Here is a 24,960-nt window from a genome sequence, read left to right on the forward strand (position 1 = left end):
AAGAATAACTTTTAGAGTGTTTTGTACCGTTTGCAAAATAAGTATTTCGCCCGATAAGCAGCAAAGAACGAGCGTTAAAAGTGTGGCGGATACTTGTGAGATAGTTGTAAAATATGTAGTTGATGTATGTATATTTTACAAATAATTAATCTAAAATTCAAAAGCCCGCCAAAATCTTGACAGGCTTTTTTACAAACAAAATCCAAATCCTAAAACTTCAAAACTATCTTTTGTGTTGTTGCTGTACTTAAAGCATTTGTTTGAATATGAATTATTCCATGCTTATCGTTTGCATCGAAAGAGAATGAATTTATTTTCTTGCCGTTGAGGTAAACGGCTTTCGGCGTTTTATTACCATGAACCAACAATGTGTAATAACGCTGCAAATATTTTCCGTTATAATTTCCTTTGGCAGCATTAATGGTAATGCTTGTTGCATCGCTCGCAACGCTTGATTCTATTAGGGTTCGAGCAAATCCGCCTTTTTGGTAATCGCGTGTAATGCCGTCATCTTCATACATATTGAAAGACGATTTTCCCGAAGGATAAATGTCCAACGTTAAAGTATCTGCTCTTCTTTCCGCATCATAATTCATTGCAGGATAGAGCGGAATAATCGCACCCGTTTTTACGAATACAGGCAACTTGTCCAAAGGTGCATCAAAGTGGCGCAACCATTGATTGCCGTTGTATTTATCGCCCGTAAAATAATCGAACCATTCACCTTTTGGCAGATAAATGCTGTCGCGTGTTTCGCCTGCTTCATACACCGGCGCAACCAACAGCGATGAACCATACATAAACTGATATTGTGTAGCTGTTCCCCACGTAACAGAATCTTTCGGAAATTCCAATACCATGCCGCGAACCGCCGGAACGCCCGTCTCATGCGCATCTGCGCAGAGTGTGTACATATAAGGCGTCATGCGCATTTTCAGTTCAAGATATTTTCTGTTGATAGATGTATAAGGCTCGCCGTAAATATATGGCTGCTTATCTTTCTTTGCCCAGCCGCTCATAACCATAAATACAGGCGTAAAAGATTTCCATTCAAGGTCGCGTACATACGTGGTATCTTTTCCGCCGAAAATACCGTCCACATCGCCTGTTGCATAATTAAATCCGGATAAGCCGGAACCAATCACAGTTGGGATATGAAAACGAATATATTCCCAGTTTCCGCCGTATTGGTCGCCGCTCCAAATGGTTGAATAACGCTGCGTTCCTGCCCAGCCCATCACGCTCCAGATAAAGCCGCGTGCATTAGAATTGTTTTCGATTCCTTCATAAGCTGTGCGACATCCGTCCAATCCGAATTTGTAGCCGGGACCAACCCAGGCCACATCGAGCTTACACAATCTTGTTCCGTATTGCCCGACTTCTTTTGCAATTTGTTCAACGCCGTTGCCCGTCCACAAGCCTGTCCAGAAGCCGCGCTTGTGTAATTCTTTTACGGTTGAATCCAAATCGGTGTAGCCGCAACCGTAACCGTCGTTTGGCAAAATCCATCCGCGGGGCATATTGTTCTCAATATATTTGTCGGCAACTATGTTAATAACATCCGGTGTAGTTCCGTTATGACCTGTGGTGTGAGAGCCAACATTCATCTGCTGGTTGGATTTTTTTGCGCCGCGATTATAACAGTTGGCGTCTCCCAAACTCAAGCCCCAACGCGGAATCATAAATGGACGACCTGTTGTTTCCGTGTATTCGTTTAAAATATTTTTCAACGATGGTCCGTAAAAATAAAAGCAATCAAAACGGTTTTCATTGTGCGAAAAACTGAGTGTGTCGAGGAACGCATATTTGCCAATATCAAATGTATTTCTGAATGCGCCGTAACCCGCCGTACTCATATAAAACGGTGCAGGATTAGCGCGTCCGCCATCATCCCAGCCGCCGCCTTTTTCAATCAGAATTGTTTTTCCGCGATGCGAAAAATATCCGTTCTGCATACCGCCGCCGTAAAAATATTCATTGGGCTGGCGAACCATTGTCTGAATGGTGTGTGCACCAAATTGCAACGATTTGCTTTCCTGCCATATTTCTTTGGTATTTGTTTTATCGTACAAACCGAAACGCAAGGGATTTTTGTAAGCACGAACAACGCAGTCGGGAGTTTGAAATTTGTAATAATCGCCTGCATCGGAAAAATTTACCTGCGGATTTTTGATGGAATAATCCACCACAATTTCGCTGTCCGCGGGATTGGTAAACTCGCCGTCGGGCGTGAGCCACAAACGAAAAATATCGTTGGAATAAAAAATGAGTTTGATTTTTGAAGGACCCGATGTAAAAGTAAATTCATGTGCATTGTCTTTCTTGAAAGCAGAAATATTTCCGATAGATGATTCTTTTGCATTCAATGTGAGCCAAAGCTCGTTGTTATCTTTTCGTTCATCATTATCCAAATTGGTTTTAAAGTGAACTTTGTGAACAGGCTTGTTGGTCAAATCCATCGCCGGAAAAGTTACATCAACCGTTTCGCCCGACTTAAGCGGATGTGTACTTGCATCAACAGTTGCACTTAGTTCTTTATCATCAACATTTGCCTTTACGGTAAAATTGCTGGAGATAGTTTCACTTCCCGTATTTTTTAGTTGTACAACTAACCGGTCATTCTTTTTAAAATCGTTATCTTCTTCGCTGTGTGAAAGCAGACGCGTAATCGCAACATCGTTTTGATATGCCTCGGCAAGTTCAATATCATCAATCATCCAATACCAACTATAATAACCGCGCCAGTAAAAACGCAACATGACATTCGTCTGATGCGCGGCGTATTGCGAAATATTGATTTCTTCTTTCAACGGTACAAGCATATCGGTAGATGCAGGTTCCTTTTCCATCACGTTTATATCGTGCCAGGTTTTTCCGCTGTCTGTGCTGATGCCGACATACAAGCCTGCATTTTTTTCTGCATTAAAATTGTTGTAGCGAAATGTTTGCTGGAATTTTAAAACAACAGAATTTTTATCGGCACAATTGATTGCGGTTGTTTGTATATACGCATCTGGATATTCATGTTTCTTTACCCAAGATGCTTGGTCTTCATCCACCAAATAACCCGGCTGATAAGTCAAATACGCGCCACGGCTTTTGGATGCAATTGGCGGTGCTTGCTGCTGATATTGGTACGAACCGGGAAACGGCTGGTCAGTTACAATCCACTCTGCACCTTTGTTATATTCATCCACATTTTTCCATCCGTCGGGCAATTTTCCCGATTTAAAATTTTCGCTCCAGAAAACTTTTGAATCTTTCGGCTGATTATTTTGTGCAAAAAGAGAACCTGTTAAAACCGCTGCGCATAATGCAATTGAAAATTTTTTGTGCATGATAATTTTGAGATATGAGAAATGAAATTTGTAAAAGACAAATTTAAAAGAATAGATAAACGAAAGTTGATTTGGCGCGGTTTTGTGAGGAAACGTTTGCGTAAATTCTATATAGCAGCTTCTTTGTTATATCTGCTTCTATATTCCAATGGAGACAATCCTGTGATTTTGCGAAACACTTCGCGAAATGCTTTTGCATCTGAATAGCCGACTTCATACATTACTTCGCCAATGTTTTTACGGCTGGATTCAAAGGCTTTTTTTGCAGCTTCTATTTTTACCCTTTGCGCATATTCTAAAGGCGTATTGCCTGTAGCCTTAATAAATCTTCTGTCAAAGTTCCGTCTACCGATGGCGAGTTGAGAAGACAGGTTTTCAAAAGATATTTTTTCGTCAATATGGTTTTCGATAAAAAGTTGTGCTTTCTTCACTATTTCATCGTCATGCTGTTTTTGACCTTTGAATATAATAAATGCCGACTGGCTTTGCCTGTCCATTTCAATCTGAAATACTTTAGAACAAAAGATTGCAGTTTGCCTGTCGAAATATTTTTCTACCAGATAAATAATCAGGTTGAGAAAAGAATATGCGCCGCCATTTGTATAAATGCCGCCTTCATCGGTAATCAATTTGTCGGTTTGTAAATGGACTTTGGGAAACATGCTTTTGAAATTATCTGCAGCAGACCAATGTGTAGAACAGGTTTTCTCGTTCAGCAAACCGGACGAAGCAAGCAAAAAAGCGCCGGTGCAGATGCTTGCCACTTCTGCACCGTTTTTGTATTGTTGTTCAATCCATTCAATCAACGGCTTGTTTATCTTTACTGTTTGCTGATAATTGTGATTTAGAGATGGAATAACGATAAGATTAGTTTTAGCTATACGGGAAATATTTGTGTGCGGATTTACCGTAAACAAACCGTCATAAAAATCAACCTTTTTTGAAATGCCGGCTAATTCTATTTTATACAATTCTCTCTTATTATTTTCTTTCCAATACGCATTGGCTCGTGTAAATATCTTGTATGCGCCTACGATGCTGCTTAAATTATTCTGCCCGTCAGGAACCAATATGGTTATATGTTTCATTAATTTTCTTTTTACAAAAATAAAAAATTGCACTGTCCAAATCAACCCTTTAAAAAGTCTTTTTTACACACTCATAAAGTAATACTTGGATAATAGCTTTGCCATATTAACCATACAGTATTATTTAATGAAAGCAGTTAAAAATTTTATTTACGCATTTGAAACTTCAAAGACGTCCGAGGAAGTTTTTCAATTATTATTGAATGTTGAAAAATGGTGGTTCGGTTTGTACGAAGAAACGATAAACGGCGCAAGCCAAAAACTGAATGATGAATTTACTTTCCATGCAGGCGGCGGTGCTCATTATTCAAAACAAAAATTAATGGAGCTTGTTCCCAATGCAAAAATTGTTTGGCTTGTTACAGATAGTAAATTCACTTTTGTCGGCGATGAAAAAGAGTGGGTTGGTACTAAAATTTGTTTTGATATTATTCCCGAAGGAAAAAAGACTAAAGTTGTTTTTACTCATGAAGGCTTAACGCCCGAAATGGAATGTTACAAAGATTGTTCTTTCGGCTGGACGAGTTATTTGGACAAACTGAAAAGAGAATTACAATAATATTCATCACTTTAAATTGAAAATAAAATGACAGTACAACAAGTTGCAGCACGGTTTAATGAACTTGCAAAAGAAGAAAAATGGTTTGACATCCAGGACGAACTTTTTGCAGAAAATGTGAAAAGCATTGACCCTGAAAATTCTCCATATCTCGGCTATGCAGAAGGTAAAGCGAATGTTCGCAAGAAAGGCGAAGATTGGGTAAAGCGTATCACAGCAGGGCATCATTTTCATACGACAGAACCTGTGATGGCAGGCAATTATTTTGCTGTTGGAAGAGAAATGGATTTTACCGTTGATGGTTTTGGAAGAATACAGATTAATGAAATAATGCTGTACGAAGTGAAAGACGGGAAAATTATTTCGGAACAGTTTTTTTATTAAAGAGATGCGATAGTCACAGATGAACAGATAAGTTTATTGCCACGAATGCACCAATGAATACGAAATATTAATCTGTATAACAATAAAGGAACAATTCATTTGTGCATCTGTGGCAATTTATTAATAAACTGAAAATTTAGTTAAGCCCACAAACTCTTTCATTCTCGTTTCAATATCTTGTTTTGTAATACTGCGCAATCTTTCTGTTCCTAATTTTTCCACGCAAAAACTTGCCGTAACCGAACCCATGATAATGGCTGTTTTCATACTTTCAAAAGAAATATCGTCTGTTTTTGCAAGATGACCGATGAAGCCTCCGGCAAAAGCATCGCCTGCACCTGTCGGGTCAAAAACATCTTCCAAAGGAAGGGCAGGAGCGAAGAACACCTCTTTATCATAAAAGAGCAATGCGCCGTGTTCGCCTTTTTTAATCACGAGATACTTTGGTCCCATTGTCAATATTTTTTTCGCGGCTTTTACGAGAGAATATTCATTGGCAAGCTGCCGCGCTTCGCCATCGTTGATGACGAGAATGTCAATCATCGTAAGCACTTCGAGCAAATCGTGCAGCGCAATTTCCATCCAGAAATTCATTGTGTCGAGCAAGATTAATTTCGGTCTTTGCTTCAATTGCTGAATGACGGATTTTTGAATTGCAGGTGCAACATTTCCCAAAAATAAATAATCGGTATTCTGATAACTTTCGGGCAATACGGGATTGAAATCTGCAAGTACGTTCAGGTCTGTAATCAAAGTATCGCGTGAGTTCATATCAAGATGATATCTCCCGCTCCAGAAAAAAGAAAGTTTGTCTTTTACTATCTCAACGCCTTCGGTGTGGATGCCTAAATTGTTCAATTCAGTTAATACTTCCGTCGGAAAATCGTAGCCGACAATTGATACCTGGTTAATATTGTTGGTAAAATTGCTTGCAGCAAACGCACCGTATGTGGCAGAGCCGCCAATGGTTTTATCAGTTTTGGCAAACGGAGTTTCGATTGCGTCGAAAGCCATTGTGCCGACAATTGTTAATGCCATATTTTGTTAAAAAGGTTTAAAATAATAAACTGCGCAAACCTATTACTTTTACGGTAAATGTAGCGTAAATATCCCGAAGTAATTTAAAGAATACAGTATAATGTTATAATTTATTTATACAACGATTGTTTGTAACTGTTTTTGCATAATTTTACGGCATTCAGCATTATAAAAGCTATTCAAATTGAAACCAGGCGTTTAATAATTTTTATCATTGGAAGAATTGCGAGGTTTCCTCTGTCTGATTTCGGTCGGACTGGTATTAGGCAAATTAAAAACAATAAAAATATACGAATGAAAAAGTATATCGTTCTGTTCGGCACAGTACTTACAATGGCTTTTGCGGCTTGCGGCGGAGGCAATAGTTCAGCCAAAGACGCATCGGGTACGGCAACTTCTACTGCCGATGACATTTCTAAAAATTCGGATTACAAGAAAGGTTTGGATTTAATTTCAAAAAGTGATTGTCTCACTTGTCATAATGTAACAGGGCAGGGAACCGGACCTGCATACACCGATGTGGCAAATAAATATGACAGCACAGACATCGATATGCTGGCAAAAAAAATCATCAGCGGTGGGAGCGGGCATTGGGGAACCGTACCCATGGTGCCGCATCCGACTTTATCGCTGGACGATGCAAAGCAAATAGTAAAATATATTCTGTTGTTGAAGAGTAAATAAGATGCGTATAAAAATTAATTTATTGGTTGCAGCTGCATTCTGTTTTGTATTCAGCAGTTTTACGAATGAAAATGTTTTGCTGTCGTATAAAACAAATTTTGACAATGAGTTGAAAGATTGGACTGCAACATTCAAAAATTTTAATTTGGAAAAATTTGAAATCGCATCCACGGTTAAGTTGCACGATGCGAGTGCGCTTAACACCAGTGATTCAGGATTTGTCAATTACATCGGGCTGCTCAAGCCTGTACTTTATTTTTCGGATAATAAACAAAGGTTTGTTGATATTTACGGCTATGAGCTGAATATGGAAAAGAAAGATGATAAAATCGCATCTGATAATTCCGGAGAGCAACAAATAATCTTGTACGATTTGCAGAAAAAAAGTGAACGGAAAATTTTGTTCTGTGGCATTTCATCGCAAATTCAGGACGTGGTATGGCAATCTGATGCTAAATTAATTTTAGTGGGACGGAACGTTGAAACTAAAAAAATAGTCCGTCCTTTGATTTATTTGGTCGATTTGGCTAAACAACAAATAACTTTGTACCGAACTAAGGATAAAGATTGCATTGAAACGAGTGCTTACACTTCATCTAAGTTAAAAAATCTGCATTATTCCGAAGATTGAGATGATGGAATTTTCCCATGAATATTTTATGCAGCAAGCCTTGCGCGAAGCACAAAAAGCGTTTGATGCGGACGAAGTTCCCATTGGCGCAATTGTTGTTCTAAATAATAGAATTATTGCGCGGGGACATAATCAGGTTGAATTGTTAAACGACCCCACGGCGCACGCAGAAGTATTGGCAATTACAACAGCCTGCAATGCTTTGTCCGCAAAATACCTGCCCGATGCGGCTTTATACGTAACCGTTGAACCCTGCCTCATGTGTTGCGGCGCATTGTACTGGAGCAAAATCGGGAAAATTATTTATGGTGCATCCGATGAAAAGAACGGGTTTAAAAAATATGTGGCGCAACAACCTTTTCATCCAAAAACAGAAGTCGTTGCCGGTGTTTTGGAAAATGAATGCGCTGCATTGATGAAATCTTTTTTTAGAAATAAGCGTTAAGTTTTCATAATCAATTGTTCATAAAAAAATTATGCAGTAAATTAGCAAGCCAATTGAAAAATGCGGCTTGATGTAATTTTTCAAAATCAATCTATTTATAAATTAAAATTTATCAGTTATGGCATTTACATTACCGGCATTACCTTATGCCTTCGACGCTCTGGAACCTTACATTGACGCACAAACTATGCAGATTCATCACGGTAAGCACCATCAGGCTTATGTGGACAATCTCAACAAAGCCATTGCAGGTACAGACAATGAAAATAAAACTTTGGACGAAATCGTAAAGGTCGCAGGAAGTATTTCGCCCGCAGTCCGCAACAATGGCGGCGGACATTGGAATCACTCATTTTTTTGGAATATTCTTGCAGTAAATAACGGAGCAACGCCAACAGGCGAACTGGCTGAAGCAATCGATGCAACATTCGGTTCGTTTGACGCGTTTAAAGAAAAATTCAATGCAGCAGGCGCTACGCGCTTCGGCAGCGGTTGGGCTTGGCTTATTGTGAAGGACGGAAAATTAGAAGTAACTTCTACACCCAATCAGGATAATCCTTTGATGGATGTTGCAGAAGTAAAAGGTACGCCAATTCTCGGCGTAGATGTGTGGGAACACGCATATTACCTGAAATACCAAAACCGTCGTCCTGAATATCTGGGCGCATTTTGGAATGTGGTTAATTGGACAAAAGTAGCAGAGTTGTACGCTGCGGCTAAATAATTAGTTTATTTTCGCAAGGTGTAAGGAATTTCTCTTTACACCTTTTTATTTTATTCAATAATTTACTTACAGATGAAAACGAATGACAAACGAACTTTCGTCTGACTATTAAAAACAAATAAAACTAAACAGATGAAAAAATTTTTATTTGCCATTTTGCCATTGGCAGTGTTGGCGTCCTGCGGTGCAAGTAAAGAGAGAAAATTGCTTGTGGTTGCAAGCGGGGAAATTACAGTTAGTGCCAATACCATTTCCATCGGAGACACTTCCGGTGGCGCATCCAATCAGGAAATAGATTTGAAAGATGCTTCTCAGGGAACTTTTAGTGTTACCAACAATGGCGTTAAGTCTTCAGTGACAGTGCCTGCGGAAGCCGGTTATTATATTTACAATGCCGGTACAAATGCGGTTTACGGAAGCCAGTTGATTGAAGGTAAAGATTATAATGTAAGTCATGAATTGGACCTGGACGAACAAAAGGCAATGATAGACAGTTTAACGAAAGTTTTAGCGGGAACTAATATTTCTGCTGCCAATAAAAATTATTTAATCAATCCCGGACAAATCGTAAAACTGAATGATGATGTTGCTCATACGCAAGTATTTGCACCATTTCAGCCGTTGGGCGATATTGCGGAGGCGAGCGATGGTAAGCCTACGGTTTTGTATAAATTTTATTCCAAAGACGAGTTGCAGACGCGCTTGAAAGATGTGGAAGATTCTTATAACGCACAGCCTCAGTAGTTCGGGGAAAGAAGTACTTATAAAAAAACCGTTGAAAATTTTCAACGGTTTTTTTATAAGTATAAATATATACCGATTAGCAATATTCTTCAAACGCTTGAATCAGATGTCCTGCAATCAATTGTGCGGGGCGACCTTCAATCATGTGGCGTTCAACCATGTGTACCAATTGTCCGTCTTTAAACAAGGCAATTGCGGGAGACGACGGCGGATAAGGCAATAAATGCTCACGTAAAGTCTTAACTGCATCTACATCGAAGCCTGCAAATGTTGTAGTTAAATGATTCGGTTTTTTCTCTGCATTCAACACAGCCATCAATACACCGGGACGCGCACTGCCTGCCGAGCAACCGCATACGGAATTTACCATTACCAAAGTAGTGCCTTCCTGCTTCAATGCGTTTTCTACTTCTTCGGGCGTTTGCAAATCTTCAAAACCGTGGTCGGTCAGTTCAGCCTTCATCGGCGATACTATTTCTTCAGGATACATATTTTTCGTTTTTTATTTTTTAAATAATACACAAAGTTAGTAACTAATTTGGTTTCTGAACCACGATTTGGGATGAATTTAAGGATTTGATAGAACGCAGATTTTACGATAATGATGATTCAATTAAGATTTGAATTTATCTTAAAGCATCGTAAAAATCATAAATAATCAGCGTTCGGTTAATTCGTGCAAATCGTAAAAATTAGCGTAATAGGTAAAGTCATTTTGTCTTTTAAAAATCTCTGAAAGTGACAGTATGACTGTGTTTCAGGGATTTTCATTGACGGATTGTCCTGAAAAATCGATTGGTTTATTATTTGGACAAACAGAAATCGTAAATCAATTACTTAAAAACTTAAAACTTAATAATTATGACACTCGTAAAAAGAAACTACAACAATGGTTGGAACAATTTGTTCGACGACTTTTTCGGCGGAATTGCCAATGCAAATTTTGCAAAAGATTTAAACGTGCCGCCCGTAAACATTCAGGAAAATAATGATGCCTTTGTGGTAGATGTTGTTGCTCCGGGTTTACAAAAGCAAGATTTTAAGCTGAATGTGAAAGATGGTTTATTGACCATTTCTTACGAAAAAGCAGAAGAACAGGAAACGAAAGCCGAAAAATTGCACAGGCAAGAATATGCGTTCAGAAGCTTCAAACGCACATTTACTTTGGATGAAAAAATCAATAGCGACGAAATTTCAGCCAAATACGAAAACGGTATTTTGCAAATTATACTTCCCAAAAAAGAAGAAGTGAAAGTGCTGCCGAAAGAAATAAGTGTACTTTAAGATGAATATAGAGTGAGTTAATCCTTTTAGCCAACATTGAATAAAATCCCGCACGGCGCGGGATTTTTTATTTCATAAAAACCGATGGTTTTAGTCATAGGTTGTTATAAAATCGTGGAGTATCTTTGTCGCATGACGAAATTTGCACACGACGATGTAAAACCATTTCAGCAAAGCGTACTGGAAAAGAAAGAACAGGTAGCTGAAATGTTTAATGATATTGCTACCAAATACGATTTTCTCAACCGGTTTTTAAGCGCAGGTATTGATGTAAGCTGGCGCAAAAAAGCCATAAAAAGGTTAGAAAATATTGCTCCTCAAAAAATACTTGATGTGGCAACGGGCACAGCAGACGTAGCTTTGATGCTTAATAAAATGTTGCAACCTGAGCAAATCGTTGGCATCGATATTTCCGAAGGAATGTTGAAAATAGGCAGGGAAAAAATTGAGAAAGCCGGATTAACCAATAAAATAATTTTGCAAAAAGGCGACAGCGAAAACCTACCTTTTGATGATAATAGTTTTGACGCAGTCACAGTAGCGTTTGGAGTGCGCAATTTTCAAAATCTGGAAAAAGGCGTTGCCGAAATGTGGCGCGTATTACGTCCAAACGGTAAGTTGATTGTACTTGAATTTTCGCGCCCGAAACAAAAGTTGTTCAAGAGTTTTTACCGTTTTTATATGAATGTAGTAACGCCGAATGCAGGAAAAATTTTTTCCAAAAACAAAGATGCATATCAATATTTGAATGAGTCGGTATCAAAATTTCCTGAAAGGGATGAGTTTGTCAAAGTATTAAATGGCACGAAATTCAAAAATACATTGTATAAGCCGCTTACAATGGGTATTTGTTGTATTTACGAAGGTAAAAAATAGTGATAATTTTTATAAAATTGAAATGTTGGTCGAATTTTTGCAAGTTTTTTCAATTATATAAAATAAATTTGCACTTTGTATCAATCTATCTATGGAGTTAAGTTATCAATGACTAAGGGTAAAGAACCAAATCAAACTGGTTTCACTATTAAAGTAAGTAAATCTGTTGAAAAAAATAATTTCGGTAATATTGTTGAAGAACTTATAACCGAGAAAGGGAAACGTATTGGCTCAAAAATTTTCTCATCTGTATCTACAGTGAAGTTTCATATCTCTGACGACAAGACTAAATTGCATGTTTACAATGCCACCCGCGTTATAAAAATTCTTAACAGCCGGGGTAAACTGATATTGATACAAACTGCACCTAAGAATGGCGAGCCGGCTGTCTTCGACATCCAAAAACTAAAGCGAGGCGCTACTTATTTTATAGAAGCTTCGGACGAGCAGCTTACGTTTATAAAGCCATAAAATAATCCCGCGGATTGCGCTGCCAATAGTAAATTTTATCTTTGTTTCCCCATAATTTATTTTGAACAAAACAGACATTTTATCTGCTATGTGAAGCATTATTTCTTCGTGTTAATGAATGCTAAATATTTAGCAAATTCATAATTCATTATAATTCAGCTCATTAGGAAGAAAATATTTTTTTTAAACGAAATAATCTATTACTTTTGTAGGCGAGGGGCAGAAAATGATAATGAATTTATGCTCTTGGATTCCGGAATGAGGCTATGAAAAATATATGTTGAGAGCTTAAACTGTTTACATTAATTGCTGTTGATTAACACCGGAAGAGCTCTTATTAACCTGACAGATTTGTCGAACATTTTTTACTGATTTTATCTTTTCATTTCTATTTTGTTATATTATCTTTTTATGTTTGATAAATTAAACATACTCACACGTATAATCGAGAAAATCAAACGTTTCCCGGTTACTTTTGAAAGCATGAGGGAATGGATAAAATATGAGAATATAGAGATTTCCGACCGCACGCTTTATCGTTATCTTAAAGAAGCTGAAGAATTGAGAATGAATGATGGTCGCATCATTACTATTGAAGGCGATTTTAATAAAAAAACCTGGAAATTTGAATACGACAACAGTGTTAATGAACTTAAAGAAAACGATATTGTAAGTTTTTTGCTGCTGAAAGGATTTTTACCAAACGCGATTGCAAAACACCGTCAACAGCACATCGACAAAATTGAAGAGGTTTTGTTTAAGGCACAAAGTAAGAGCAAGTTTGAATATCATTTAGAAACGCTTCGAAAAAGTATTGCAGCCCACGCTTTTGGAGAATATGATTATACCGGACAGCATATTGAATACATTGGCGGTTTTGTATGGGCTATGCAGCACTCCAGAAAAGTGCGGTTGAATATATCCGGCGACAATGAAACGTTTATCGGCGTGCCCATGCAATTGCTCCTGCATAAAGGGGCAGTATATTTAATGTCCCTGGACGATACTTCGGGCAATAAGCTCAGAACTGTGAATTTGAAGGACGTGAACCAGTTTGAAATACTTACCATACCTTTTGATATCAGGAAATATGAGCAGCAATATAATCTTGAATTAAATAAAAGATTTGGAGTTGAAGATAATATCGATGAAAATGAATATGACATTGTTCTACAGTTTCCGTCGAAGTCAGGAACTATTGTTTGTAATCACTTTTGGCACGTTTCGCAAGAAACAATTCGTCTGCCCGATGGTAAATGGGAAATGCGGCTGTCATGCGGCATTAACAATGAATTAATCAACTGGCTGATTGAGTTAAACGAAACCGTAGAAATATTGCAACCAAAAATATTGCTGGATAAAACTTTAGAACGTATTGATAAAGGATTGTCGCATATCCGCAATCAGAGTCTGAAAGGCGGCATATGAACATATTAGTACGATTAAATTAAAACACTACTTGATTTTTGAAGAGGGGACAAATTTGTTCCCTTTTTTATTTTCCAAACTAAAGAAATAGTTTGTCTGCAAATATTCTCTCTTTTTGCTCTACAGGTATTCTAAATTATTTGATACGTTGTATAAACAAACGATTGCGCTGTATCTAACCTTTTGTTTATCAACTAAAGGTTATCATATTCTACTGCTTATTAGCATTGTCAGAATCTGACAATCGTCCTGATAATTTTACTCTCGGAATTGAATTTAAACCTTAATCCAAAAATCTTGTAAACTATGAAAACTAATTTACTCTTGTTTCAAAAAGTGCTTTGCAGTACGTTGGTAGCTGGAACGCTGCTTGTATCCGGCAAAGCAATTGCCCAAACAACCGCATCGCAGCGCGTTTACGCCACATCTCAAACATCTGCAACAAGTGGGCTACCTACACCCACTATAACAGATGCGGCTAAGGCGGTTAACAATGACCCCTTTGATGCATCAACGCTTTCGCTCAGTTCGTCAAGTGGGATATCTGTTCTGCCTTCTGTAACACAGTATTTAAAATTTACCAATCAGGTACCTGCAAATACTGTCGTAACTATCAAGTTGACATTGCCCGCCGGGCTGATTAATGTAGCCGGGTTAATAGGTAGTTTAGAAGTAGGTACATATACAACTTCCATATTAGGAAACAGCACTAAATCGAAATATACTTCAAGTACATTACTAAGCGTACTGGGAGGTTCCGGTACAGTTGAAGTAAGTTTTACGGATGCGAGCGCATTTGCCGGAGTGTATGTAAAACTCAGCGGGCTTGCGTCTCTGGGTCAAGTGATTGCAACGAGCGTACAGGTGTATGATGCTTATTATATTGACCCAACTATAACAGTTAGCGGAGCGCCAACTCCGGTAGATGTGCTTTCCGGTTCGCAGGGTGATTTAACAGGAGCTTTAGGCACAGTTACCAACGACAGCCTTGCTATTGATGGAGATGATAATACAGCAGCCACGCTTTCAGCCGTTGCAAATGTAGCTTCTTCAGAGTATTTGACCGCTATTTTGAACAAACCGGCTGAAGCTGGTGACAGTATTCAGTTGGTAATTGATAATCCTAATGGAGGATTGCTTAATCTTTCTTTGATTAGCGGCTTAACGGTGCAACCATATAATGGCAGCACTGCTGTAGGTTCTCCTATTACTTTGGACGGTTCTATAATAAGTGTACAACTTTTACCCGGCTCTTCATCAAAGAACGTAATCACAGTAATACCCACTGATGCAACTCAAAGTTTTGACCGTATAAAAATCAGCTATGGTGGACTTGCAGATGTTTCTTCTCTTTTAGGAAATGGAACATTGAATGTTTATGAAGTGGGGGCGGTTACGCCTGCGCCTGTTGTAAGTTCAAGCACGCAATATGTATATTCGGGAAGCACATTCAGTCTGAGTGCAACACCCAATGCTGCCGGCGACCCTGTTGTTTGGAAAGATGCAGACGGTAATACGGTTTCTCCGACCGATATTACTGCCCCGACTGTTACAGGTACAACTAATTTGCAATACTATGCTGTGTCATCAAGAGACGGAGATACTACGCAATCCGCCGTCGCACAGGTAACTGTAGTAGATTTACCTGCCGGTACAGCACACGAACCTGTAACTGCGCTTACAACGACAGATAATTATTCCGATAATGTAATAGTAACACCGTCTTCGGATGCAGCCTCGGCATTGCCAAATACTCCGGATTATGTTTATACTATTTCGGACGGAGCTTTACCTGACGGATTAACACTAAACAGTGACGGAACAATCACCGGCGAGAATCCTACCGTGGGTACATATAGCTTTACCGTACATGTAGTAGATGCGGCTAATGGTAATATGGTGGTTGGAGATTATCCTTATACATTTACTGTTACTGAAGCCGGGGCATTGCCTGTTACATTACAGCCGGGCTCGTTTAAAGCATCTTTGGACGGCGGTAAAAATGTATTGCTGCAATGGACTACACTTACAGAAATCAATGAAGCTAGTTTTGAAATACAAAGTTCTGTTGACGGTGCGCAGTTCACTACAATCGGCTCTGTAAAGGCTGTTGGCAATTCAACAAAACCACAGACATATACATTCACAGATAAAACTGCATCCGGACTTACTTATTACAGACTTGCAGAAATAGATAACGCTAAAAATACGGTATATAGCGAAGTCATCAGCATTAATGGTAAGCAAAAAACTGTAACTGTAAGTCCGAATCCTGCAACAACATTTATTACAGTTAGTGGCGATGTAAAAACCGTTACAGTTTACGATGTAGCAGGACGCTCGGTATTGACTGCATCACAAGCACGTGTGGATGTTTCCAGCTTATCATCAGGAATTTACTTCGTAAAAGTTCAGGAAAAAGATGGAAGCGTTGTAAAAGGAAAATTTATAAAGAAATAGAATAAGCAGGCTCTTATTATTCCAACATGAACATGGTTCGAAACGCCTTATCCCAAAAGGATAGGGCGTTTTTTATAATATTTGTGATGAGGCAAAGTTCAAGGGCTAAATCCTTTTATATGAAAGAGGGCTGCCTGAAGAAAATCTTAACTTTGGATATAGCTTTGCAAATGGTCAATTGTTTCTTTCTGGTCTTCAATGATGAGCTTCAAAATATCGCCGATAGAAACCATGCCGATGGTCATTCCGTTTTCCCTAACCGGCAAATGACGGAAATGGTTTTCAGTCATCAGTTTCATACACTTATCTACTGATTCTGAAGGAGCAATGGTTACAGGATTTTTCGTCATCACATCTCCAATCGCGGTTTCGCGCGATGTGCGACCTTGCAGCACAATTTTACGCGCATAATCTCTTTCTGTAAAAATACCCAAAAGCTCACTATCATTTGTTATTAATAATGCGCTGATGTTTTTTTCCATCATCAATTGCAATGCATCGTACACGGATGTCTCTTTGCTTACCGAGAAAATAACCTTAGGCTTTTGAGCAAGAATGGAATGAACTGTTTTCATATGTTTTATTTTTTAGAGGTGGATAGGAAATGGATAGTAAATCGAATTTTCGAAAGAATAAATTTAGGATAAAAAATTGAACTTTTATTTATTTTTCCATTCATTTATTTTGAAAGACGTTATTATCGAATCTTTATTGAAAGTAAAAACCAAATCCTTTCCATAGTCCGGGTCAATTACATCGTAATGTAAATCAATAGTGTAAATAAGAGAGTCAGAACTTCTAAATTCGGCTTGTCCCAAAAGACTAATCAATTCAGGATATTTAAGACCAATTAGTTTATGGTTTGTAGTTAAATCTTCCAGCATATCTTTGCGGTAGTATGGAACTCCTGCATCTATCTCATTCCATTTTTTTCTGTTAAATGGAATATTGCTGCAACTAAATAATAACAACGAGACGATTATAAATAAAGGTGCTTTCATTATCAAATTATCACATCTTCAAATTTTCAAATTATCCTCACACCTTCACATAAATCTTCTTTTTGTCCATCCAAAACACAATAAGCCACATGAAAATAATAAAGCAGATTGCGTACATCAACGAGCTGTTATACTCGTTTGATAAAACCGGTTTGCATACATGAACATAAAACCAGCTCAGCGGATTTAAGTAGCTCGGTTGCCCGTTTGAAACACCGTTCGGAATGCGAATAAGCCAAAGAAAACGCGGCAGCAATCCGCTCAAAACAAAGATGAACAAAGGGTTTTTGCCAAATACGTTAAAGAATTTATCCAACCAGAAACGTTTATTTTTCAGTTCGATAAAATAAATAATTACGGCAAGAATGACCAGCGCCATGCCTGAAGTATAAATTACAAAAGTACTTGTCCATATTTTTTTCGCAATGGGAAAAAACTGCCCGAAAAACGCACCGATGAACAACATAATAGCGCCTGCAACAAAAAGCTGCGTAACCATTTCGAACGTTTTTCCCTTTTCCCGGATAAATTTTCCGGCGAGATAACCAATAATTATCTGTACAACCGGCGCCGCAGAACTTGCAATACCTTCCGGGTCAAAAGGAATACCCTCGCCGTGGTACATATGATTGATACCGAGTACCGGAATATCAACCTGCGAAGTGCCAAACCAGCCTGTAATGCTGTATGGGTCGCCGTTTGCGCCAAGCGTGTAACACAGCAACCAATAACCGACAAGAATAATTATACTAATGATAATTGCCGTTTTCGTCTTAAAAAAATAAATAATTAACGATGCAAAAAAGTAGGCTACCGCAATGCGCTGTAACACGCCGAAGATGCGCACGTGTTCCCAGGTTTTTCCTACAAGCGAATTGTCTTTCCATTGTACAAAAGGAAACCAGTTTAGAAATAAACCAATGGCAAAAATCAATAAAGAACGCTGAATCACTTTTCTTAGAAACGCCGGAGTTCCCGCTTCGCGCAAGCGTGGAATTACAAATGCCATGGCATTGCCAACAACGAACAGAAAGAACGGAAACACCAAATCGGTAGGCGTGCAACCTGTCCATTTTGCATGGTCGAGCGGTGCGTAAATGTGGTCCCAATCGCCCGGATTGTTTACCAAAATCATCAGGCAAACGGTTAATCCGCGAAATACATCAAGTGAATAAAAGCGTTCTTTCATTTTAGCATTAATTATTTATTAAAGATAAGTTTATTTTCAAAATTGATAAAATGAGATTCCCCCTGCGCGGGAAATGTAAATTCGGCGAAGCCAATAATGTGGCAGACATCTTCTGTTTTTGTCGAGGTTTCATCATCGGGCAAATCCTATAAGCATTTAATATCATGGTTCAGACATAATAAATTTTAAATTTCGCATAATGCCTTTGTATTTGCTGCGTTTGAGTGGCGAGTGTTTGAAAATTTGCCTGAAGCCGTCTTCAGTCAAGTCGCTCCAATCTTTTTCCGTGAAGTTTAATATTTCTGCAATTGGCTTAAAAGCCTCGTCGTTCGTGGGTTTGCTGAAACGATTCCACGGACAAACGTCTTGACACACATCGCAGCCGAATAACCAATTATCAAACTTAGGTCTCATGTCATCGGGCAATAACGCATCTTTTAGTTCAATGGTAAAATAGCTGATGCACTTGCTTCCGTCCACAACTTTGTTCGGCAAAATTGCATCTGTAGGGCATTCATCGATACAGCGTGTACAGGTGCCGCAAAAATCTTTTGCAAGCGGTGCATCATATTCTAACTCAACATCAACAATTAATGTTGCGATAAAATAAAATGAACCTGCGCCTTTATTAATCAGCATTCCGTTTTTGCCGAGCCAGCCAAGTCCGCTTTTCTCTGCCCAGGCTCTTTCCAAAACAGGAGCGCTATCCACAAATCCGCGACCCTGAAATTCGCCAAACGAAGCTTTTAGTCTGTCTAAAAAAACATTCAACTGTACTTTAATTGTTTCATGATAATCATTTCCGTAAGCGTATTTGGAAACTTTTGGTGCATCAGTATTTTGTGAAGTTTCGGGATAATAATTTTTTAGTAAAGTAATCACGGATTTGGCATTCGGAACAAGTTTGGTCGGGTCGGTGCGCAGCTCGAAATATTTTTCCATGTAATGCATTGTTCCATGCATTCCTTTGTTGAGCCACGCCTCGAGGCGGCGCGCATCTTCGCCGAGCTTTGCTGCTTTGGCAATGCCGCAAAATTCAAAGCCGCATTCTTGTGCGGTTTGCTTTACAAAATGTGTGCGTTGAGCCTTGTTCAAGAAAGATTATTTTGGCAAAAATATTTGAAAAATTTCGTCCGGAGTCAAGCTCTATTTTTTTCACAAAGAAAAATCTATGGGAAATATTAATTTTGAACAAAACTTTCGACAATGAAATACTTATTTTTAATAATTACATCTTTGGTTTTTATTTCCTGCAGCGGCGATAATTATCCGAATGCCGATAATGAATTGACTGCAACGCAAAGCTTTCTGGATGCGTGCATGAAAGGCGATTTCAAACAGGCAAATTTTTATATGAAGCAAGACTCAGAAAACGCTGCGGACCTGAATAAAATGAAAGAGGCATATTATAAAAATACCGCCGACCAGCGGCAAGAGTACCGTTCCGCAAGTATCATAGTAGAGGATAACGAAACCGTTGATACAAATACAAAGATTATTACTTACAAAAATTCATACGACAAAATCGACAGAAAAATAAAAGCCATAAATAATAACGGCGATTGGAAAATTGATTTGAAATACACTTTCAGCGGGAATTTGTAGAGCAGAAAATTGCTCCTTGTAAATATTGACTATAATATTAGTTATTGCTTCGGCTCAAGCGACGTAGCGCTTTTTTCCATCTCAACCGGGTAGAAAGTGAATTTGTAAATTTCCGTTTTGCCATTGCTTGCAACTGGCAGATACAGCTTGAAAATGTCAACGCCAAGAAGCCCCATTATCCAGTCTGTATTTTCGGAATTGCTTTGGTCATGTTCGGGATAAAAATCTGTTGCAAGCCATTTGTTTCCATTATTTTTGATATAATCAACAGGTGTTATAAATCCCTCTAATGCCTGTCCTGCCCGCATTTCGGAATGGGGGACAGGCAAGTCTTTATTTTCAAAAGAAACAGTCGATGGAATTACTTTTGAGGAGTCGCCCTGAACTACAATGTACGCTTTGTCCCAAATAATTTTTATGGAAGAAGATGAATTATTGACGATGTTATAATTTACACGAATGTATTCCGGAGTAAAACTTGCCGTGAAAATATTATTGGAATAAGTTGTAGGATGCTTACGCGACGAGTGTTCACGTATCGAAAATTTATATTTATAACAATGCCCGTTCATTGCAGCTATCATGCTTTGCGATGCAATACATGAGGCTAATGCAAATGAAACAATAATGGACAATATTGCGAAGCGGAATTGTGTATTGGTGCGGAGTTCCATTAAATGTGTTTATTTTTTCCCTTGTTCTTCTTCCATGCGCATTTGCTTCACATCCTGCAAGAATTGCGAAGCGAAAATAAATTTGTTCAGCATTTCGTCTTTGCTGTAAATAATGTCGTGCTTTGTGCCTTCCCAGCGTTTCAAACCGTCGTACATATACACGATATGGTCGCCTATTTCCATTACGCTGTTCATGTCGTGCGTAATCACAATGGTCGTCATATTGTATTCTTCCGTGATTTCCTGAATGAGTTTGTCAATCAGCAGAGACGTTTGCGGGTCGAGACCCGAGTTGGGCTCATCGCAAAAAAGATATTTCGGATTCAACACAATGGCACGTGCAATACCCACGCGCTTTTTCATGCCGCCGCTGATTTCGGCTGGGAATTTTTTAAACGAATCTTCTTTTAAGTTTACCCTGTTTAATACTTCGTCTGCACGCTTCTTTTTTTCGCTGTACGAAAGGTTGGTAAACATATCCAACGGAAACATTACATTTTGTTCTACCGTCATAGAATCGAACAATGCCGAACCTTGAAACAGCATTCCGATTTTTTGACGTAAGGCTTTTACTTCGTATTTATTCATCAGCATCATATCTTCGCCTTCGTACAAAACTTCGCCTTCATCGGGTGTAAACAAACCAACAATACATTTGGTCAAAACGGTTTTGCCGCTTCCGCTCGTTCCGATAATCAGGTTGCATTTTCCGGCTTCCAAAATCATCGAAACGCCTTTAATGATGGGCTTTCCGTCAAAACCTTTTTTTACGTTTTTTAGTTCAATCATATCTATAAATGAATGATATAATTCAATTATTATTTCTTAGAATTCTTTTCTTTTAATACAATTGGTAAATCCTTTTTATAACTCTCACTCAACTTATAATTGTTTAAAACATTTAGTTTGGATAGATTATTTAGTTTACTGATGCTCGTTGGCAAATATTCTAAATCATTATTAAATAAATTTAAGCTGTGAAGCTTTGATAAATTACCAATATTCTTGGGCAATGTTTTGAGTCCACAATGGCTTGCATTAAGACTAACTAAAGAAGTCAAGTTACAAATTTCGTCTGGAAGTGAACCAATATTATTGGAATGTATGTCTAATGAAACAAGATGCTTTAAATTCCCAATTTCTTTTGGAATCGTTTTTAATTGGTTGGAAAATATCCAAAGCGTATCTAAATTAGTCAAGTCGCCAATTTCTGCCGGAAGTTCTTTCAGTTCCGTTAAACAAATTCTGATATATCTTAATCGTTTTAACTTCCCAATTTCCGGTGGTATTTTATTTAATGAAAATGCTTTACCTAAGTCTAACGATTCAAGATTAGTAAGATTGCCAATTTCTGCCGGAAGCTCGGTAACGCTGTTTTTGCTACAATTGAATGCAGTTATTCCTGTTAAATAACCGATACCGGTCAAATTTGATAATTCTTCGAATGCACCGCAGTTAAACTCTCCTGTAATATTTCCAATCTCTTTAATGGTAACACTATCTGCCAGCGTTTTATTTAGCCTGCTTGCAACAAGTTCTGCAAGTGTTGTATCTGGAAAAATTTTTAGAAAATTTACGGGTTTATTTTGCTCCAATAAATTAACATGATTATCGCGTAAATTGTCAGAATTTACAAGCATACCTTTTTGAGTAATACCTTGCTGAGCAACGACCAATAATAAAAATGAGAATAAAAAATGAATGTATTTCTTATTATTCATGATTCATAAATTTAGGATAGCGAAATTAAATTACTTCCACCTGATTCCTCAACAAATCTTCAAATGTATCGCGCTTTCTAATCAGTTTCGCTTCGTTGTTGATAACCAGAACTTCCGCAGGTTTGAGGCGCGAATTAAAGTTGCTGCTCATCTCAAAACCGTAAGCGCCGGCATTGTAAAAACACAATAAATCGCCCTCGTGCGTTTCTGCAATTTTTCTGTCCCAAGCAAAAGTATCTGTTTCACAAATATTGCCCACAACCGTGTAAATTCTCTCGGTCGCTTTGGGATTGGTAATATTTTCCACGCGATGGTAGGCATCGTAAAACATTGGGCGAATCAAATGATTAAAGCCCGAATCAACGCCCACGAAAACTGTTGCTGTTGTTTGTTTAATCACATTTGCACGCACCACAAAGTAACCAGCTTCACTTACCAGATATTTTCCCGGTTCAAACCAAATTTGTAACTTTTTGCCAATCTCTTTCTCAAATTTTTCAAATGCTTCGCCTACCTTTTTACCAAGCGTTTTTACATCGGTTTCGATGTCCGTTTCTTCATAAGGAACTTTGAAGCCGCTGCCTAAATCGATAAATTCCAGTTGCTCGAAATGCCGCGCCAAATCAAGCATTACATCAAGCGCGGACAGGAAAAGATTAATGTCTTTTATTTCGCTTCCCGTATGAATGTGCAAACCGCGCACGTGCAATTTTGTGGTTTTAATAATGCGTTCAATATGCCGCATCTGATGAATGGAAATGCCGAATTTGCTATCAACATGACCGGTGGAAATTTTATAATTTCCGCCCGCCATAATGTGCGGATTCAAGCGAATACTGATAGGATAGGAGCTTCCGTATTTATTGCCGAATCTTTCTAAAATAGAAATATTATCAATGTTGATATTTACGCCCAATTCTTTGCCTGCTTCCACTTCGGAAAAATCCACGCTGTTGGGTGTGAACATGATTTGCTGCGGCTCGAAGCCTGCGAGCAATCCGAGTTTCACTTCGTTGATGCTGACACAATCCAAATCCGTTCCCAGGTTTTTCATCAGCTTGAGAATATTGATATTGGTCAAGGCTTTACACGCATAAAAGAAACGTGTATCGGTTTTCTTAAAAGCATTTTTCAGCTTGCTGTATTGCTCTTCAATTTTTTCTGTATGATAAATATAAACAGGTGTGCCATATTCTTTTGCGATGGCGCACAGTTGCTCGTGTGAAAGTTGTTGCATATATTATTGATAAATCTTTGAATGCACGAAAATAAGAAACCTTTCTTTGATTTGTGAAGTATGGTTTTCGATTTATGATTTGCGATAAAAAGCCGTTCACAATTGGAACGGCTTTCGGATTAAAATGAGTTTTTTATTTTTATAAAATCACGACTCCGACACCAACCTGAAATTGCTGGTTTTTCCATTTATCGGAATTAGCAACATCGCTTACGTTAGACACGCCGATGTTGTATCTGCCGTAAACTTTAAGCTTGTTGAGATTGAGTTGTGCGCCGAGTGCGATAGCTACATCGCCGCCTTTGAAAGCATCCTTTCCGTTTTGTACAAGGCTGTTGTTTTTGTTCATCAAAATACCAAATTGCGGACCTGCCTGCAAACTCAATATCTTAACCGGTTTAACGCTTAATAAAACCGGAATACTTAAATAATTCAGATGTCCTTTTTTTGCCTGGTTTAAAACATCGCCGGCATCTGTGTTGTCCTGTTCCGTAGTTGTAGTTCCTGTTTGGTTAAATAAAACTTCCGGCTGAATACCCACTATATCGCCGCCAATGTAAGCAAAAGCGCCGGCGTGAATGCCGAATTTGTAGCCGTCTTTAAAAGACTGTCCGTCAATTTTCCCAAAAGTTCCGCCGGCTTTTAGACCTAATTCAAAGGACTGAGCCTGCGCAAATGCAGCAAACACGAATATTGCCGCGACTGATAAAAAGATTTTTTTCATAACAAATATTTTTGTTTCATTTAATAATGAGCAATGAACGTACCAAAGATAATTATAATGATGAGATAAATATTTTGCAATCGTTCTTTATGCCGATTTCAGAAAATAATATTTTACTTTGAAAAATAAATTTTTGCTCAAAAATGGATGAAAAGATTATAATACGAAACGCCGAAATACATGATTTGCCGTATATTCTCGCAATCATGAACGATGCAGTTTTGAACACAACGGCTATTTATGATTATTATGAAAGAGATATGAAATATGTAGAAAACTGGTTCGTGGATATGCAGAAAAAAGCTATGCCGGTTTTAGCCTGTGAAATAAACGGCGTTTGCGTGGGTTATGGTTGTTATTCCATTTTTCGACCAAAAGACGGTTATCGTTTTTGTGTGGAACATTCGGTTTATGTGGACGAAAATTTTCGCGGGAAAAAAGTAGGAACGAAACTTTTAGAAGCACTTATAGAGAAAGCAAAGGAAGAAAAATATCATACTATGATTGCGGGAATAGATGCCGAAAACCTTTCCAGCATTGCATTTCACAGGAAATACGGCTTTGCCGAAGTCGGATATCTTAAAGAAGTCGGATATAAATTTGACCGTTGGCTGGATTTGGTCTTTATGGAAAAAGTTTTATGAAACAAGTTGAC

The 24,960-nt window shown here is 38.3% G+C and carries 27 protein-coding genes; 14 read left to right on the top strand and 13 right to left on the bottom strand.

The window, feature by feature from the left end:
• Nucleotides 1-209: 209 nt before the first annotated feature.
• Together A9P82_RS00655 and A9P82_RS00660 are read right to left on the bottom strand one after the other, a co-directional pair.
• Nucleotides 210-3,338 (bottom strand): glycoside hydrolase family 31 protein, encoded by a 3,129-nt coding sequence (locus A9P82_RS00655; protein WP_066202957.1) that lies wholly within the window; start codon nucleotides 3,336-3,338, stop codon nucleotides 210-212.
• A gap of 107 nt (nucleotides 3,339-3,445) precedes the next feature.
• Nucleotides 3,446-4,426, bottom strand: coding sequence for a GlxA family transcriptional regulator (locus A9P82_RS00660; RefSeq protein WP_066209434.1), 981 nt, complete (start codon nucleotides 4,424-4,426; stop codon nucleotides 3,446-3,448).
• Nucleotides 4,427-4,553: 127 nt separating this feature from the next.
• Between A9P82_RS00660 and A9P82_RS00665 the strand changes: the two genes are divergently transcribed.
• Together A9P82_RS00665 and A9P82_RS00670 are read left to right on the top strand one after the other, a co-directional pair.
• A complete protein-coding gene (locus A9P82_RS00665; protein ID WP_066202959.1) occupies nucleotides 4,554-4,985 on the top strand; it encodes an SRPBCC family protein in 432 nt (143 codons plus the stop codon).
• 27 nt (nucleotides 4,986-5,012) lie between these two features.
• A complete protein-coding gene (locus tag A9P82_RS00670) occupies nucleotides 5,013-5,369 on the top strand; it encodes a SnoaL-like domain-containing protein (RefSeq protein WP_066202962.1) in 357 nt (118 codons plus the stop codon).
• 120 nt (nucleotides 5,370-5,489) lie between these two features.
• Here A9P82_RS00670 and A9P82_RS00675 read toward each other — a convergent pair whose 3' ends face one another.
• Nucleotides 5,490-6,407 carry a PfkB family carbohydrate kinase gene (locus tag A9P82_RS00675; protein ID WP_066202965.1) on the bottom strand — a complete coding sequence of 306 codons (918 nt, stop codon included), beginning with the start codon at nucleotides 6,405-6,407 and terminating at the stop codon, nucleotides 5,490-5,492.
• 294 nt (nucleotides 6,408-6,701) lie between these two features.
• On the opposite strand from A9P82_RS00675, the gene A9P82_RS00680 reads away from it, so the two are divergent.
• From A9P82_RS00680 to A9P82_RS00700, 5 genes are all read left to right on the top strand, one after another.
• Nucleotides 6,702-7,091, top strand: coding sequence for a c-type cytochrome (locus A9P82_RS00680; RefSeq protein WP_066209437.1), 390 nt, complete (start codon nucleotides 6,702-6,704; stop codon nucleotides 7,089-7,091).
• Nucleotide 7,092: 1 nt separating this feature from the next.
• Entirely contained in the window at nucleotides 7,093-7,722 is a 630-nt protein-coding gene (locus A9P82_RS00685) for a hypothetical protein (protein WP_066202968.1), read from the top strand.
• A 1-nt stretch (nucleotide 7,723) separates the two neighbouring features.
• A complete protein-coding gene (locus A9P82_RS00690; protein ID WP_197492199.1) occupies nucleotides 7,724-8,167 on the top strand; it encodes a nucleoside deaminase in 444 nt (147 codons plus the stop codon).
• Nucleotides 8,168-8,285: 118 nt separating this feature from the next.
• Nucleotides 8,286-8,891, top strand: a complete 606-nt coding sequence (locus A9P82_RS00695; protein WP_066202971.1) for a superoxide dismutase — start codon at nucleotides 8,286-8,288, stop codon at nucleotides 8,889-8,891.
• 132 nt (nucleotides 8,892-9,023) lie between these two features.
• Nucleotides 9,024-9,635: a hypothetical protein gene (locus A9P82_RS00700; RefSeq protein WP_066202974.1), complete on the top strand. Its 612-nt coding sequence runs from the start codon at nucleotides 9,024-9,026 to the stop codon at nucleotides 9,633-9,635.
• A gap of 76 nt (nucleotides 9,636-9,711) precedes the next feature.
• On the opposite strand, the gene A9P82_RS00705 is transcribed toward A9P82_RS00700, so the two are convergent.
• The gene (locus A9P82_RS00705) at nucleotides 9,712-10,125 is read right to left on the bottom strand and encodes a BrxA/BrxB family bacilliredoxin (protein WP_066202978.1); all 414 of its coding nucleotides are present in this window, start codon (nucleotides 10,123-10,125) and stop codon (nucleotides 9,712-9,714) included.
• 371 nt (nucleotides 10,126-10,496) lie between these two features.
• Between A9P82_RS00705 and A9P82_RS00710 the strand changes: the two genes are divergently transcribed.
• From A9P82_RS00710 to A9P82_RS00730, 5 genes are all read left to right on the top strand, one after another.
• Nucleotides 10,497-10,919: an Hsp20/alpha crystallin family protein gene (locus A9P82_RS00710; RefSeq protein WP_066202981.1), complete on the top strand. Its 423-nt coding sequence runs from the start codon at nucleotides 10,497-10,499 to the stop codon at nucleotides 10,917-10,919.
• Nucleotides 10,920-11,051: 132 nt separating this feature from the next.
• Nucleotides 11,052-11,795: a bifunctional demethylmenaquinone methyltransferase/2-methoxy-6-polyprenyl-1,4-benzoquinol methylase UbiE gene (gene ubiE / locus A9P82_RS00715; protein WP_066202984.1), complete on the top strand. Its 744-nt coding sequence runs from the start codon at nucleotides 11,052-11,054 to the stop codon at nucleotides 11,793-11,795.
• 108 nt (nucleotides 11,796-11,903) lie between these two features.
• Complete coding sequence (locus A9P82_RS00720; protein WP_066202987.1) at nucleotides 11,904-12,266, top strand: response regulator transcription factor; 363 nt, start codon at nucleotides 11,904-11,906, stop codon at nucleotides 12,264-12,266.
• A gap of 411 nt (nucleotides 12,267-12,677) precedes the next feature.
• Complete coding sequence (locus A9P82_RS00725; RefSeq protein ID WP_066202990.1) at nucleotides 12,678-13,694, top strand: helix-turn-helix transcriptional regulator; 1,017 nt, start codon at nucleotides 12,678-12,680, stop codon at nucleotides 13,692-13,694.
• Nucleotides 13,695-14,000: 306 nt separating this feature from the next.
• Entirely contained in the window at nucleotides 14,001-16,154 is a 2,154-nt protein-coding gene (locus A9P82_RS00730; RefSeq protein WP_066202994.1) for a T9SS type A sorting domain-containing protein, read from the top strand.
• A 146-nt stretch (nucleotides 16,155-16,300) separates the two neighbouring features.
• On the opposite strand, the gene A9P82_RS00735 is transcribed toward A9P82_RS00730, so the two are convergent.
• The 4 genes from A9P82_RS00735 to queG form a co-directional block, all read right to left on the bottom strand.
• The gene (locus tag A9P82_RS00735) at nucleotides 16,301-16,729 is read right to left on the bottom strand and encodes a CBS domain-containing protein (RefSeq protein ID WP_066202997.1); all 429 of its coding nucleotides are present in this window, start codon (nucleotides 16,727-16,729) and stop codon (nucleotides 16,301-16,303) included.
• A gap of 84 nt (nucleotides 16,730-16,813) precedes the next feature.
• A complete protein-coding gene (locus A9P82_RS00740; protein ID WP_066203000.1) occupies nucleotides 16,814-17,155 on the bottom strand; it encodes a hypothetical protein in 342 nt (113 codons plus the stop codon).
• A 37-nt stretch (nucleotides 17,156-17,192) separates the two neighbouring features.
• Nucleotides 17,193-18,344 (bottom strand): acyltransferase family protein, encoded by a 1,152-nt coding sequence (locus A9P82_RS00745; RefSeq protein ID WP_066203003.1) that lies wholly within the window; start codon nucleotides 18,342-18,344, stop codon nucleotides 17,193-17,195.
• Between the two features lie 162 nt (nucleotides 18,345-18,506).
• Nucleotides 18,507-19,439, bottom strand: a complete 933-nt coding sequence (gene queG / locus A9P82_RS00750) for a tRNA epoxyqueuosine(34) reductase QueG (RefSeq protein ID WP_066203006.1) — start codon at nucleotides 19,437-19,439, stop codon at nucleotides 18,507-18,509.
• A gap of 111 nt (nucleotides 19,440-19,550) precedes the next feature.
• Here queG and A9P82_RS00755 point away from each other — a divergent pair, with 111 nt between their 5' ends.
• A complete protein-coding gene (locus tag A9P82_RS00755) occupies nucleotides 19,551-19,949 on the top strand; it encodes a hypothetical protein (protein ID WP_066203007.1) in 399 nt (132 codons plus the stop codon).
• Between the two features lie 41 nt (nucleotides 19,950-19,990).
• Here A9P82_RS00755 and A9P82_RS00760 read toward each other — a convergent pair whose 3' ends face one another.
• The 5 genes from A9P82_RS00760 to A9P82_RS00780 form a co-directional block, all read right to left on the bottom strand.
• Nucleotides 19,991-20,623, bottom strand: a complete 633-nt coding sequence (locus A9P82_RS00760) for a hypothetical protein (protein ID WP_156522570.1) — start codon at nucleotides 20,621-20,623, stop codon at nucleotides 19,991-19,993.
• A gap of 9 nt (nucleotides 20,624-20,632) precedes the next feature.
• Nucleotides 20,633-21,412, bottom strand: a complete 780-nt coding sequence (locus A9P82_RS00765; protein WP_066203014.1) for an ABC transporter ATP-binding protein — start codon at nucleotides 21,410-21,412, stop codon at nucleotides 20,633-20,635.
• Nucleotides 21,413-21,441: 29 nt separating this feature from the next.
• Nucleotides 21,442-22,344 carry a leucine-rich repeat domain-containing protein gene (locus A9P82_RS00770; RefSeq protein WP_066203017.1) on the bottom strand — a complete coding sequence of 301 codons (903 nt, stop codon included), beginning with the start codon at nucleotides 22,342-22,344 and terminating at the stop codon, nucleotides 21,442-21,444.
• A gap of 25 nt (nucleotides 22,345-22,369) precedes the next feature.
• A complete protein-coding gene (gene lysA / locus A9P82_RS00775; protein WP_066203020.1) occupies nucleotides 22,370-23,581 on the bottom strand; it encodes a diaminopimelate decarboxylase in 1,212 nt (403 codons plus the stop codon).
• A 139-nt stretch (nucleotides 23,582-23,720) separates the two neighbouring features.
• Complete coding sequence (locus A9P82_RS00780; RefSeq protein WP_066203023.1) at nucleotides 23,721-24,305, bottom strand: porin family protein; 585 nt, start codon at nucleotides 24,303-24,305, stop codon at nucleotides 23,721-23,723.
• Nucleotides 24,306-24,448: 143 nt separating this feature from the next.
• Here A9P82_RS00780 and A9P82_RS00785 point away from each other — a divergent pair, with 143 nt between their 5' ends.
• A complete protein-coding gene (locus A9P82_RS00785) occupies nucleotides 24,449-24,949 on the top strand; it encodes a GNAT family N-acetyltransferase (RefSeq protein WP_066203025.1) in 501 nt (166 codons plus the stop codon).
• Nucleotides 24,950-24,960: the final 11 nt, after the last annotated feature.

It is taken from the genome of Arachidicoccus sp. BS20, from assembly GCF_001659705.1.
GTDB lineage: Bacteria > Bacteroidota > Bacteroidia > Chitinophagales > Chitinophagaceae > Arachidicoccus.